Source organism: Paenibacillus sp. P32E (genome assembly GCF_001909085.1).
GTDB lineage: Bacteria > Bacillota > Bacilli > Paenibacillales > Paenibacillaceae > Paenibacillus_AQ > Paenibacillus_AQ helianthi.
The window spans coordinates 1-711 of record NZ_LVYY01000070.1 but is presented as its reverse complement, the minus strand read 5'-3'; the positions used below and the strand labels follow the sequence as shown (position 1 = coordinate 711).

The window sequence follows — 711 nt, the reverse complement described above, 5'->3', positions numbered from 1 at the left end:
CTATATCACCAGGTCATAACCATCAGTGTTATAGGATCAAGCCTCACGAGCAATTAGTATCGGTTAGCTTAACGCATTACTGCGCTTCCACACCCGACCTATCAACGTCCTGTTCTCGAACGACTCTTCAGGGGGATCAAGTCCCCGGGATACCTAATCTTCAGACGAGTTTCCCGCTTAGATGCCTTCAGCGGTTATCTCTTCCGTACTTAGCTACCCGGCAATGCCATTGGCATGACAACCGGTACACCAGAGGTACGTCCACTCCGGTCCTCTCGTACTAGGAGCAGGCTCCGTCAAGTATCCAACGCCCACGGCAGATAGGGACCAAACTGTCTCACGACGTTTTAAACCCAGCTCACGTACCTCTTTAAATGGCGAACAGCCATACCCTTGGGACCGGCTACAGCCCCAGGATGAGATGAGCCGACATCGAGGTGCCAAACACCGCCGTCGATATGAACTCTTGGGCGGTATCAGCCTGTTATCCCCAGAGTACCTTTTATCCGTTGAGCGATGGCCCTTCCATTCAGAACCACCGGATCACTATGTCCTGCTTTCGCACCTGTTCGACTTGTCAGTCTCACAGTCAAGCACGCTTATGCCATTGCACTATCAGCACGATTTCCGACCGTACCTAGCGTACCTTCGAACTCCTCCGTTACACTTTGGGAGGAGACCGCCCCAGTCAAACTGCCCACCATGCACTGT

At 52.7% G+C, this 711-nt stretch carries 1 rRNA gene; it reads right to left on the bottom strand.

The features are described 5' to 3' along the window. Positions 1-32: 32 nt before the first annotated feature. A 23S ribosomal RNA gene (locus tag A3848_RS28760) occupies positions 33-711 on the bottom strand; the annotation flags it as partial.